Origin of the sequence: Microbacterium testaceum, from assembly GCF_001476285.1 — a bacterium.
Classification (GTDB): Bacteria; Actinomycetota; Actinomycetes; order Actinomycetales; family Microbacteriaceae; genus Microbacterium; species Microbacterium testaceum_B.
In genome coordinates, this window is the sequence record NZ_LDRU01000015.1 from 1 (window position 1) to 12,282 (window position 12,282).

The following is a 12,282-nucleotide window of genomic DNA, read 5'->3' on the forward strand; positions in this document are numbered from 1 at the left end:
TTTCAACGCACCCGCTTCGTCGGCAGCGTCAGGTGTGTAGAAAGGACAGGTCCGGGGCGGTGGCATCGGTGAGCGTCGCCGCGGGAGCGGAGGGAGGGGTCGACACGGTCAGCGTCCTTTCGGGTCGAGGGCGTCGCGCACGGTGTCGCCCAGGGTGATGAGCGCGAGCACGGTGATGCTGAGGAAGAGCGCGGGAAACAGGAGCATATGCGGGGCCGTGCCGACGTACGACTGCGCGTTCGCCAGCTGAAGACCCCACGAGATCGTGGGGGCGCGCAGTCCCACGCCCAGGAAGGTCAGCGTCGACTCGGCGACGATGACGCTGCCCACGAACGTGGCGGCGATCGCCAGCACGGGCCCGATGGCGTTGGGGAGCACGTGGCGGAGGACGATCTGCACGTGCGAGAGCCCGATGACCGACGCGGCGCGCACGTAGTCGTTGCCGCGCACGCTGCGCACGGCGCCTCGAACGAGACGCGCCATCGTGGGCCACGAGAAGAAGGCGAGCACGAGAGAGACGAGCACGGGGTCGGGCTTGCCGAGGCTGTTGAGCACGATGATCGCGCCCAGGATGAACGGGAACCCGAGGAACACGTCGGTCAGTCGCGAGATGACCGTGTCGACGATGCCTCCGGCGTAGCCGGCGATGGTGCCGAGCACGATCGCGACGACGAGGCACAGCGCGGTTGTCAGCAGTCCGATCGACAGCGAGGTGCGCGTGCCGAAGACGACGTTGGCGTAGATGTCGCAGCCCTGCAGGTCGGTGCCGAAGGGATGCCCCGGGCCCGGCGGCAGAGCGCTGTCGACGAGATCGCACGCGCGGGGGTCCCCGCCGCCGAAGAGCATCGCGATCGGGCCGGGCAGCAGGGCGATCAGCCCCAGGACGGCCAGCACGATGACCGGCGCCCAGAAGGTCACGCGACGGCGCAGGACGGACCAGAGGCCGCGGTCGACGAGGGTCGGCGCGTCGGGCGCGGTGGCGGCGATCATCTCAGACATGGCGGATCCTCGGGTCGAGGGCGGAGTTGACGAGGTCGACCAGCAGGCTCAGGGCCAGGAAGATGAGGATCAGCGTCGTGCCGACCCCCACCACGGTCGGACCCTCGTGCGTACGGATGGCGGTGAAGAGCAGCTGTCCGATACCGGGCAGGTTGAACACACCCTCCACCACGACCGCGCCGCCCAGGAGGTACCCCAGGTCGATGGCGACGAAGGTGAGCACAGGGGCCACGGAGTTGCGCATGACATGCGTGCCGACGATCGTCCGACGCGGCACCCCCTTGGCCCGCAGGGTCCGCACGAAGTCGGACTGGAGCGTGTCGATGACACTGCCACGCATGAGGCGGGCGATCGCGGCGAGACCGAAGATCGCGATGACGGCCGCCGGCAGGATGTAGGCCGTCGGCCATCCCGCCGTCGTCCCGGCGATCGGCAGCCACTTCAGCTGGAGCCCGAAGATCAGCTGGGCCCCGACGGCGACGACGAAGATGGGGATGGACGTCGCGAGGATCGTGGTCAGCAGCACGCCGCGGTCGATCCAGCTGTTCTTGCGCAGCCCCGCCACCAGGCCGAGGAGCACGCCGAGCACGACCTCGATCACCCACGCCGTGATCGCCAGCGTGATCGTCACCGGCCAGCGCGCGGCCATGCGATCGGCCACGGGCACGCCGTCGAACGTGGTTCCCAGGTCGCCGGTGAAGAGCCCGCCGAGGTAGCGCAGGTACTGCAGCAGGAGCGGGTCGTCGAGATGGAACTGGCGGCGCAGCTCGGCGACCACGGCGGCCGGAAGCGGGCGGTCGCCGCCCAGGGCAGCGATCGGGTCGCCCGGGAGCGCCCAGACCATCGCGTAGATGATGAACGTGACGCCGAGGAAGACGATGCCGACCTCGATCAGTCGGGCGCCCGCGGCGCGCGCGAACCTCACGCGGTCACCGCCGCACGTGCCGCGGCGAGGACCGCGTCGAGCTGCACACCGACGAGATCGGTGAGGGGCAGGGTGCGAAGCGGCACGCGTTCCGCCTCGGCGACCCACTCCTCGTAGACATCGCGGAAGGCATCGCGCTCGCGACGGACCGTGTCGTGGGCGACGCCCGCCGCACACTCCACCTCGAGTGCTCGGAGCAGCATGCCGCCGAACCGCAGACGGAAGGACCGCACGGCATCCTCGTTCGAGAACACCTCCGCCCTCGTCGCGATGCGGTCGAAGGCCAGGCGCCGTGCCCGCTCGTCCTCGGCGTCGGCGAGCGCCGTCATGAGCGGGGCGAAGGCCCTCGCACCGCGCAGCATCGGGCTCGGGATCGTCAGGTGCGCCTCGACCCGTGAAAGCGCGCCCCCGAGGGTCTCGCCGAGCGCCCTCAGCGCCTCGGCGCGGTCCTGCACGACGCGGCGGTACGAGATCCCGCCCGATCCCTCGTCCGCGACGTCGTCGTGCGTCCAGTACGGAAGCTCCGCGACCATCACCAGGGTGCCGTGGCGCTGCAGATAGTCGGCCGAGCCTCCGCCTGACACCTCGGCGAGCGGGTCGAGTCCGAGACCCTCGAGGTAGTCGTAACGCTCCGCGACGGTGGGGCAGCGGAACACGGCGTCGCCCAGGCGCACCAGGTCGGGCGACTCCGGCTCGCCGATGTCCAGCGGCAGGCCGTGGCGGGCAGGGATCGCCGACAGCTCCCGGACGAGCGCGTCGTCGTCGCGGTTCACGTAGAAGTAGACGCCGCCGACCTCGGCGTTGTGCAGTCCGACGAACAGGGCCGGCTCGACCTCGTCGAACAGATCCGCGAGCGCGCGTGTCTCGGGGAGCACCCGATCGAAGTGGAGCCGTTTGTAGGAGAGGGGGAAGCTCCACTCGACCTGCTCGTCGGGGGCCGGACGGTAGAAGGCCCGCCCATAGGAGCCGCGGTCGCCGGGGGAGGCGAACCAGCCCTCGTTCATGCGGGTGCCGTCCGGGTCGATGCACGGCACGATGTGGAACGTCATCCCCAGTTCTCTCCGGAGCCCCTCGTCGGCGACGAGCCGCTCGGCGAGAGTGAGCGCGGTGTGGAAGCCGATGGGCTCGTTCGGGTGCACGCCCCCCGCGATGACGGCGTGCTTGGGCCCGTCGCCGATCGCGTAGACGGGGATGGGCTCGCCGAGCCGAGACGACCCGAGGATGCGGCGCCGCACGAGGTGCGGCGCGTTCTCGGACAGGGCGAGGAAAGCCGCTTCGAGGGCGTCGACCGTCGGGAAGCCGGTGAGGGCGGGCTGCGGGAGGGTGAGTGAAGGCATAGGGATTCCGTGGGTCGACGGCCGGCGCGCAGGCGGGGGTCCCGCGCGCCGGCCGTGGGGTCAGCGCAGTTGGATCGCTCGGTAGGTCGGGTTGCCCACCGGGGAGCTCACGAGATCGGCGACGCGCTCGGACGTGACGTACGAGTACGTCTCGTTGAACAGCGGCACCGCCGGGAACTCCTTCTGGATGATGCTCTGCACATCGGCGTACGCCGTGCCGTCGCCCGTCAGGTCGGCGTCGGCGGTCTGCATGGCGCTGGCGACCTCGGGGCTGTAGAAGGGGATGCAGTTGGCGCAGCCGCCGCCCTCGATGAAGAACACCCGCAGTGTCGCCTGCTGGCTCGGGTACAGCGCACCCCACCGCGAGAAGAACGGCCCGGTGAGGTTGGCATCCGTCCGCTTCTGCAGGAACTCGGCCCAGTCCGCGGTCGGCGTCGCTGTCGCGTCGATGCCCAGGTTCTGACGCAGCTGATTGGCGATCGCCTCGTACAGCGGGTCGAGACCGCCACCACCCGGGTAGGTGATCTCGAGCGGTCCGCTGAAACCGCCGGCCTCGGCGAGCAGCGCCTTGGCGGCGTCGGGGTCGTACTCGCAGTACTCGCCGCAGATGCCCGTCGGTGTCCCGGGTTCGATGGCGGGCGTCCATGCCGTGGCGGGGGTGTAGGTGCCGCCGTAGATGCGATCGATGATCGTCTGACGGTCGATCGCCATCGACAGCGCCTGACGCACTCGCACGTCCTGGTACTGCGCGTTCCACAGGGGCAGGCCGAGGAACGAGATGCCGGGCGCTTCGAACGAGTAGAGCCGGTCGCCGAAGTCGCTTCCGGCCTGGAGGAGACGGCTCGCGGGGACTCCCGCGACATCGAGGTTGCCGGCCAGCACGTCGGTGTAGGCGGTCTCCGAGTCGGTGTAGGGCACGAAGGTGATCTGGTCGACGGTCGGCGCGTCGCCCTTGAACCCGTCGTAGGCCGAGACCGTGATCGGCTCGTTCTCGACGTAGTCACCCGTCATCTGGAACGGGCCGTTGCCCACCGGGTGCTTGTTGTAGGCGTCGAAGTCCGACAGCGCCGACTCGGGCATCGGGAAGAACGCGGTCTGCGCCTGCGTGACCTGCAGCGGGAACTGACCGTCGGGGCTGACCAGCTTCACCGTGAAGGTGAGGTCGTCGACAACGGTGAGTCCCGACATCGTGGTGGTTGTGGGCGCACCGTCCGCGGGGTTCAGATCGCTGTATCCGACGATGGATGCCAACTGCCCCGAGTTCTCGAAGGCGTTGGGCCCGTAGGCGACGGCGTTCCAGGAGTCGACGTAGCTCTTGGCCGTGACGGGGGTCCCGTCGTGGAACGTCCATCCGTCGCGAAGCGTGATCGTCCAGGTCTGGGCGTCGTCCGACTCGATGGACGCGGCTTGGACGTCCTGCAGGGTGCCGTCGGACTGCAGGAAGGCCAGCGGCGACCAGACGGCCATGTTGAAGTCGTAGGCGACGGACTGCCGGCCGGGGATGAGCTGCTGCGGGTCGGTGACGGCCACGCGGATGGATGTGTCGGTGGAGCCGGTGTCGCCACCGTCGCCGCCGGAGCAGCCGGCGAGCGCGAGCGCGCCGGCGACCAGCACGGCGAGCGCGATTCTTCTCTTCATCAGGAGCCTCTCGGGAAAGGGCGGCGTTCCGCGCCCAAGGTGGGATGCAGGTGGAACTGCGCCCAGAGAACACCCCCGCCGATCTGTGGTCAATGAGAAACGTTCAGAAGTTTCAGTGAGAGATGAAAACTTAACCCCGAGGAAACACCGCTCGCGCGCTCGCACCGCGGTGAATCACTTGAGCGGATGAGTGTGCACGGTGGCCTCGTCGTGCCCGACGGGAACGACGGGTCGGCGGACTCGGCATCCACCGTTCGGTGGACGACGCGCGGAATCCGCGCTCTCGCGAGCGGCCGTAAACGCCGTCCGCGCCCGGAAACACGCTCTGCACGTGTTTCTGTGCGCGGATCGCGTTTATGCGCACTGATCGCCACGGCCGAGCGCCGCCGCGCTAGCCGTGACCGCGGCGCCGGGCGCCCGCCTCAGCTGACGGGCGTCGCCGCCGCGGCGACCTCGTCCTCTTCGGTCGCGACGAGCTGGCCGCACGCGCCGTCGATCTCTTTGCCGCGGGTGTCGCGCAGGGTCGTCGGGATGCCGGCGTCGTTGAGGCGGCGCACGAACTCGTTCTGCACCGGGACCTCGGATGCCGTCCAGATCGAGCCCGGGGTCGGGTTCAACGGGATCGGGTTGACGTGCACCCAGCCGCGACCGCGCGCGTTCAGCTTGTCGGCCAGCAGGTCGGCGCGCCACGCGTGGTCGTTCATGTCCTTGATGAGGGCGTATTCGATCGACACGCGGCGCCCCGTCTTGTCGAAGTAGGCGCGGGCGGCATCCAGAGCCTCGTCGACCTTCCAGCGGGAGTTCACCGGGATGAGCTCGTCGCGCAGACCGTCGTCGGGCGCGTGCAGCGAGAGGGCGAAGGTCACCGGGATGTCCTCGTCGGCGAGCTTCTTGATCGCGGGCACCAGGCCGACGGTCGACACCGTGATGCCGCGGGCGCTCATGCCGAGGCCGTGGTCCTTGTCGACCATGACGCGCACGGCCTGCATCACGCGGGCGTAGTTGGCGAGCGGCTCGCCCATGCCCATGAACACGATGTTCGACACGCGGTCGAGCGAGTGGTCGTCGCGCTTCTTCCCACCGAGGCCACCGGCGGCGATGAGCGCGTTGGCGCGCACGATCTGCTCGATGATTTCGGCCGCCGACATGTTGCGCGTCAGGCCCGCCTGCCCGGTGGCGCAGAACGGGCAGTTCATGCCGCAGCCCGCCTGCGACGACACGCACAGGGTGATGCGGCCGGGGTAGCGCATGAGCACCGACTCGACGAGCGCACCGTCGTGCAGCTTCCACAGGAACTTGATGGTGTCGCCGCGGTCGGTCTCGAGCCGGCGCACCTCCGTGAGCAGCGGCGGGAGGAGCCCGGCGACGAGCTCTTCGCGACCGGATGCCGGGAGGTCGGTCATGTCGGCGGCATCCGACGTGTAATGGGTGAAGTAATGCTTCTCGAGCTGCTTCGCGCGGAAGCCGGGGAGGCCGAGCTCCTTCACCTTCTCGACGCGCTCGGCGGCGGTCATGTCGGCGAGGTGCACGGGCGGCTTGCCGCGCTTGGGGCTCGCGAACTGCAGGAGCGGGCGACCGGTCTCGTCCTTGGCCTGCTGCCAGCCTTCGGTCTTCGGCCGCACCTGGCGTGCCGGAGCGGTCCGCGGACGCGTCTCGCGGATGCCGGTGTCGGCCGGCGCCCCCGCGGGGCGCGCCTGCCGGGGCGTGGTGGAGCGCACGGGGGGCTGATCAGTCATGGTTTCCAGGGTACCGGCCGCGCCTGCGCCGCGGCTGGGCGCGGCAGGCACGCGTGACTTGCCGCACGTGGTCGCCTCGATTGGCGCCACGCGACAAACAGCGGCAACTCACGCACCGACCCGCACGGCCATTTGCCGCACTTCGCCGCCTCGCGCCGACCCAAGCGACAAACCGCGGCAAGTCGAGCGCGACGGCGCGGCTCTAAACTGCATCCCATGCCCGGTGCCGGTGACGTCTCCCTCCCGCCCGGCGGCGTGCAGAAGCTGCTGAACAACAACGTCGTCGTGGCGATCGACGCCGACGGCCGCGAGCGCGTGCTCATGGGCCGGGGCATCGGCTTCCAGCTCAAGCACGAGGGCCAGGTCGATCCGGCGAAGGTCGAGAAGACGTTCGTGCTCGAGCAGGGCAGCGACACCGCGCACGCGCAGAAGCTGCTCACCGACGCCCCGTACGCGCTCGTCGAGGCGGTGCTGCACGCCGTCGATCAGGCCGAGCGGGACCTCGGCCGCGACCTCGGCCGCCGCCTGCCCCTGGCCGTGATCGACCACGTGAACTACGTCGTCGAACGCCTCGACCAGGGCATCCGCATCCCCGGCACCTCGATGCCCGAGCTGCGGATCCTCCACCCCGACGAGTCGCGCGCCGCGGAGCGCATGGCGGCCTCGATCGCGGCATCCCTCGATCGTGAGCTTCCGCCCGAGGAGGGCGTGTTCCTCACGATGCACCTGCTCAACGCCACGCGCGACGAGCCGAACGGCACCGCCGCGCTGCTGTTCCGCCGTGTGCAGCACGTCGTCCGCACCGTCGAGACCGGGCTCGGTGTCGCTCTCGACACCGAGAGTCCCGACTACGCGCGGTTCATCCTGCACGTGCGCTTCCTGCTGCAGCGGCTCGTGAACCGCGCGATGCTCACCAGCGGCGATTCGTCGTTCTTCGAGTTCGCCAAGCACCGCTACCCCCGCGCGTTCGGCATCGCCGAGAACGTGAAGGGCTATGTGCTCGCGGCGACCGGGTCGACCCTGACCGACGAAGAGGTGCTGTACCTCACCGTGCACGTCGAGCGCCTGGCGACGAGCCTGGGCCGCCCCGACGACAGTGGCGGACCCGACGCGCCGGTGCTATAGTCACCCACGCAGGCGTCACACCCTGCCGACGATTTCCGGATTGTTACCGCGCAAGCGGGCAAGACCTGAATCCACATCGCTGACGAGCGATGAACGGATTCGGGTCTTTTTTATTGCCCGAAACCCTCCGGAGCGTCGCCCCAACATCCCGAGAAGGCCGCACAGGTGCGGCGAAAGGCAGGCGGATTCCGATGGCGGATCACGCGAAGACAGCGACGGCGGTCCTGGCCGGCGTCGGCGGAGAGAGCAACATCAGCTCGATGGTGCACTGCGCGACGAGACTCCGGTTCGTTCTGAAGGACGAGAGCAAGGCGGATGCCACGGCGCTCCGCGCCACACCCGGCGTCATCACCACGGCGCAGGCTGGTGGGCAGTACCAGGTCGTCATCGGCAACGACGTCCCCGACGTCTTCGCCGCGATCCAGGCGCAGACGAAGCTCGGCGGCGCAGGCACCGAGGGCGGCGAGACGGGCCCCAAGGGCAACCTCTTCAACCGCTTCATCAAGATGATCTCGGCGATCTTCACGCCGATCCTCTGGGCGCTGGCGGGCACGGGTCTGCTGAAGGCGTTCGTCGCCGCGGCCGTCACCTTCGGATGGTTGGATGCCACGAGCACCACCTACGTCATCCTCAACGCCCTCTCCGACGCGCTGATCAACTTCCTCCCGATGGCTCTCGCGATCACCGCGGCGCGCTACTTCAAGGCGTCGGAGTTCACCTCCTTCGCGATCGCCGGTGCGCTGGTCTACCCGAGCATCGTGGCGCTGAACGGCCAGCCCGACATCACGTTCTTCGGCATCCCGGTGACGATGGTCAGCTACGTCTCGAGCGTCATCCCGATCATCGTGATCGTGTGGCTGCAGAGCTACGCCGAGCGATTCCTGCTGAAGGTGCTCCCCGGTGCGGTGAAGCGCTTCCTCACGCCGATGATCGTGGTCGCGATCGCCGTGCCGCTGGTGTTCCTCGCGATCGGCCCGCTCTCGAGCCTCATCGGCGGTGGCCTCGCGTCCGCGATCGGCTGGGTCTTCGCGACCGTGCCGTGGCTCGGCGGCGCGATCATGGGTGGCCTGTGGCAGGTCTTCGTGATCTTCGGCCTGCACTGGGGCCTCGTGCCGCTGTTCCAGCTCGAACTGCAGACCACCGGGCAGATGCTCCTCATCGGACCGGTGTTCGCGGCTGTCCTCGCCCAGGCCGCTGCCGTGGCCGGCGTCCTCGTGCGCAGCCGCAACAAGAACCTCCGCTCGCTCGCCGCCCCGGCGACTCTGTCGGGCTTCCTCGCCGGCATCACCGAGCCCGCGATCTACGGCATCAACCTCCCGCTCAAGCGTCCCTTCGCCTTCGGCATCGTCGGCGGCGCGCTCGGCGGCGCCCTCATCGCGATGGGCGGGGTCTTCTCGAAGGCCTTCGTCGTCCCCTCGGGTCTCGCCCTGCCCGCGCTGCTCGGCAACGGCAACATGGTCATGCTCGGCATCGGTCTCGCGGTCGCGATCATCGTGCCGTTCCTCCTCACCGTGCTCGTCGGCTTCAAGGACCCGGTCGACGCCGCCGCTCCCACCGCTCCCACCGCCGCGACCGACACCGCGGTGCTGAGCCCGGTCGACGGCACCGTCGTCGCTCTGAGCGAGGTTCCGGATGCCGCCTTCGCCGACGCCTCGCTCGGCAAGGGCGTCGCGATCCGCCCGACGTCGGGCGCGGTCTACGCCCCCTTCGACGGCACCGTCGTCGCGGCGTTCCCGACCGGTCACGCGATCGGCCTGCGCGGCGTCGACGGCGTCGAGCTGCTCATCCACGTCGGTCTCGACACGGTCAAGCTCGGCGGGGAGCACTTCACGCTGAAGGTGCAGTCCGGCGCCGAGGTGAAGGCCGGTGACCTGCTGCTCGAGTTCGACGGCGACGCGATCGAGCGCGCCGGGTACGACCTCATCACCCCGGTCATCGTCACGAACGGCGACCTGTACCCCGACGTCGCGGACGTGGCATCCGGACCCCTCTCGCACGGCGAGAACCTGTTCCGCGCCGTCTCCGTCGACTCCCTGTCCGCCACCCGCTGATCCCCTGGAGACCTCCGCATGAGCAACACCCCCTTCCCCGACGGCTTCCTCTGGGGCGGCGCGACCGCCGCGAACCAGATCGAGGGCGCCTACGACGAAGACGGCAAGGGCCTCTCGGTGCAGGACGTGATGCCGAAGGGCATCTCGGGTCCGCGCAGCGAACGCCCCACCCCCGACAACCTCAAGCTCGTCGGGATCGACCACTACCACCGCTACGCGGAGGACATCGCGCTCTTCGCCGAGATGGGCTTCGGGGTCTACCGCTTCTCGATCGCGTGGAGCCGGATCTTCCCGAACGGCGACGAGACCGAGCCGAACGAGGCGGGTCTGGCCTTCTACGACCGCGTGCTCGACGAGCTCGAGAAGCACGGCATCGAGCCGCTCGTGACGATCTCGCACTACGAGACGCCGCTGCACCTGGCCGAGCAGTACGGCGGCTGGACCAACCGCGAGCTCATCGGCTTCTACGAGCGCTACGCCCGTACGCTCTTCGAGCGCTTCGGGTCCCGCGTGAAGTACTGGCTGACCTTCAACGAGATCAACTCGCTCCTGCACGCGCCGTTCATGAGCGGCGGCATCCCGATCCCCGAGGGCGGCGTTCCCGAGGAGCAGTTGTACCAGGCGATGCACCACGAACTCGTGGCATCCGCCCGCGCCACGCGCATCGCCCGCGAGGTCGCTCCCGAGGCCCAGGTCGGGTGCATGGTGCTGTCGATGCCGATCTATCCGCTGACGCCGTCGCCGGCTGACGCGGTTGCCGTGATGGATGCCGACCACGGCAACCTCGTCTACGGCGACGTGCACACGCGCGGCGCCTACCCCGGCTACTTCCTGCGCCGCCTGCGCGAGAAGGGCATCGAGCTCGACATCACGGACCAGGACCGCGACGACCTCAAGAACACGGTCGACTTCGTCTCGTTCAGCTACTACATGTCGATCGCCGAGACCGCCGACCCCGCGAAGCGCGCGGCCGGCGAAGGCAACATCATGGGCGGCGTGCCCAACCCGACGCTGCCGGCGAGCGAGTGGGGTTGGCAGATCGACCCGGTGGGCCTGCGTCTCGTGCTGAACCAGTTCTGGGACCGCTGGCAGAAGCCGCTGTTCATCGTCGAGAACGGTCTGGGCGCGCGCGACCAGCTCGTCGAGGTCGACGGAGAGAAGACGGTCGTCGACGACTACCGCATCGCCTACCTCAACGACCACCTCGTGCAGGTCGGCGAGGCGCTCGAGGACGGCGTCGACGTGCTCGGCTACACGTCGTGGGGCTGCATCGACATCGTCAGCGCCAGCACCGCGCAGCTGAGCAAGCGATACGGTTTCATCTACGTCGACCGTAACGACGACGGCTCGGGAACCCTCGACCGGTACCGCAAGAAGTCGTTCCACTGGTACGCCGACGTCATCCGGACCAACGGCGCGTCCCTGACCCGCTGACCCCCCCTATCGGATCGGCCCCGGGCTCTCGCGCCCGGGGCCGATCCCCCTTGGAGTGCACCATGACCCGCATCGCCTTCCTCGACGTCGACGGCACGATCCTCGAGCACGGCTCGCTCATCGCCCCGTCGACCGTGACCGCGATCCGCCAGGCCCGCGCGAACGGCCACCAGGTGTGGCTGAGCACCGGACGGTCCGCCGGAGACGTCCACCCCGACGTGCTCGCGATCGGTTTCGACGGCGCGATCACCAACGGCGGCGCGTACGCGACGCGCGGCGAGGAGATGCTGGTCGAGCAGCCCATGCCCCGAGCCGATGTCGAGCTGCTCGAGCGGTACTTCGAGGCCCACGGCATCCACTACTTCTTGCAGACGCACGGCGGTGTCTTCGCGAGCGAGGGGATGGGGGCCGTCATGACGGCGTACCGCCGGGAGCGTCACGCGGAGCGGGCTGCTCAGCTGGCGGAGCAGGGTCTCACCGCCGAGGAGCCGCTGTGGAAGGAGCCGCGTCCCGTCGCGGAGGTCGATCGCGACGCGGTCGCCAAGGCGGTGTTCGTGAGCCCCTCGATCGACACGGTCGTGCACGCCGCCGCCGAGCTCGGCGACGCCTTCCACGTCATCCCCGGGTCGATCCCGCTGCCGGGCGGCTCGAATGGCGAGATCGGGCAGGCCGGCGTCACGAAGGGCTCCGCGATCACCGCGGTCCTCGCGCAGCTGGGATTGCCTGCGACGGATGCCATCGGCATCGGCGACAGCTGGAACGACGTCGAGATGTTCGAGGTCGTCGGTACGCCCGTCGCGATGGGCAACGCGGCTCCCGAGCTGCAGAAGCTGGCCGGACGGGTCACGACGTCGGTGCTGGACGACGGCGTGCACAACGCGTTCGCGGAGCTCGGGCTGATCTGACGCCCGGGGCGTCGAGGTTCATCTGCAGGAGCACTGGCTTCATCGGCGTCTCACGCGCCTCACGAGGGCACGTGCGTCACACCGGTCATGCAGATGGACCTTCTCCTCGGTCCGGGCAGCTCGGCGCGTCGC

The 12,282-nt window shown here is 69.3% G+C and carries 9 protein-coding genes; 4 read left to right on the forward strand and 5 right to left on the reverse strand.

What is annotated here, in order from left to right; translation table 11 throughout:
• Positions 1–108: 108 nt before the first annotated feature.
• From NS283_RS03135 to rlmN, 5 genes are all read right to left on the reverse strand, one after another.
• Entirely contained in the window at positions 109–999 is an 891-nt protein-coding gene (locus tag NS283_RS03135) for an ABC transporter permease (RefSeq protein ID WP_058595433.1), read from the reverse strand.
• Complete coding sequence (locus NS283_RS03140) at positions 992–1,924, reverse strand: ABC transporter permease (protein ID WP_058595434.1); 933 nt, start codon at positions 1,922–1,924, stop codon at positions 992–994. The genes NS283_RS03135 and NS283_RS03140 overlap by 8 nt, the downstream gene beginning before the upstream one ends.
• Positions 1,921–3,261, reverse strand: coding sequence for a M14 family zinc carboxypeptidase (locus NS283_RS03145; protein WP_058595435.1), 1,341 nt, complete (start codon positions 3,259–3,261; stop codon positions 1,921–1,923). The genes NS283_RS03140 and NS283_RS03145 overlap by 4 nt, the downstream gene beginning before the upstream one ends.
• Before the next feature lie 60 nt (positions 3,262–3,321).
• Positions 3,322–4,899, reverse strand: a complete 1,578-nt coding sequence (locus NS283_RS03150) for a peptide ABC transporter substrate-binding protein (protein WP_058595436.1) — start codon at positions 4,897–4,899, stop codon at positions 3,322–3,324.
• Positions 4,900–5,321: 422 nt separating this feature from the next.
• On the reverse strand, positions 5,322–6,635 hold the full coding sequence (gene rlmN / locus NS283_RS03155; protein WP_241492177.1) for a 23S rRNA (adenine(2503)-C(2))-methyltransferase RlmN: 1,314 nt from the start codon (positions 6,633–6,635) through the stop codon (positions 5,322–5,324).
• 216 nt (positions 6,636–6,851) lie between these two features.
• On the opposite strand from rlmN, the gene NS283_RS03160 reads away from it, so the two are divergent.
• From NS283_RS03160 to NS283_RS03175, 4 genes are all read left to right on the forward strand, one after another.
• Positions 6,852–7,760 (forward strand): PRD domain-containing protein, encoded by a 909-nt coding sequence (locus tag NS283_RS03160; RefSeq protein ID WP_058595437.1) that lies wholly within the window; start codon positions 6,852–6,854, stop codon positions 7,758–7,760.
• A gap of 191 nt (positions 7,761–7,951) precedes the next feature.
• Positions 7,952–9,811, forward strand: coding sequence for a beta-glucoside-specific PTS transporter subunit IIABC (locus NS283_RS03165; protein WP_058595438.1), 1,860 nt, complete (start codon positions 7,952–7,954; stop codon positions 9,809–9,811).
• 18 nt (positions 9,812–9,829) lie between these two features.
• Positions 9,830–11,245 (forward strand): glycoside hydrolase family 1 protein, encoded by a 1,416-nt coding sequence (locus NS283_RS03170; protein ID WP_058595439.1) that lies wholly within the window; start codon positions 9,830–9,832, stop codon positions 11,243–11,245.
• Positions 11,246–11,307: 62 nt separating this feature from the next.
• Positions 11,308–12,150, forward strand: coding sequence for a Cof-type HAD-IIB family hydrolase (locus tag NS283_RS03175; RefSeq protein WP_058595440.1), 843 nt, complete (start codon positions 11,308–11,310; stop codon positions 12,148–12,150).
• Positions 12,151–12,282: the final 132 nt, after the last annotated feature.

Bases quoted from the DNA above. Each gene is read 5' to 3' on its own strand.
- NS283_RS03175 (WP_058595440.1), top strand. From the start codon at position 11,308: ATGACCCGCATCGCCTTCCTCGACGTCGACGGCACGATCCTCGAGCAC.
- NS283_RS03170 (WP_058595439.1), top strand. From the start codon at position 9,830: ATGAGCAACACCCCCTTCCCCGACGGCTTCCTCTGGGGCGGCGCGACC.
- NS283_RS03135 (WP_058595433.1), bottom strand. From the start codon at position 999: ATGTCTGAGATGATCGCCGCCACCGCGCCCGACGCGCCGACCCTCGTC.
- NS283_RS03150 (WP_058595436.1), bottom strand. From the start codon at position 4,899: ATGAAGAGAAGAATCGCGCTCGCCGTGCTGGTCGCCGGCGCGCTCGCG.
- NS283_RS03145 (WP_058595435.1), bottom strand. From the start codon at position 3,261: ATGCCTTCACTCACCCTCCCGCAGCCCGCCCTCACCGGCTTCCCGACG.
- NS283_RS03165 (WP_058595438.1), top strand. From the start codon at position 7,952: ATGGCGGATCACGCGAAGACAGCGACGGCGGTCCTGGCCGGCGTCGGC.
- NS283_RS03160 (WP_058595437.1), top strand. From the start codon at position 6,852: ATGCCCGGTGCCGGTGACGTCTCCCTCCCGCCCGGCGGCGTGCAGAAG.
- rlmN (WP_241492177.1), bottom strand. From the start codon at position 6,635: ATGACTGATCAGCCCCCCGTGCGCTCCACCACGCCCCGGCAGGCGCGC.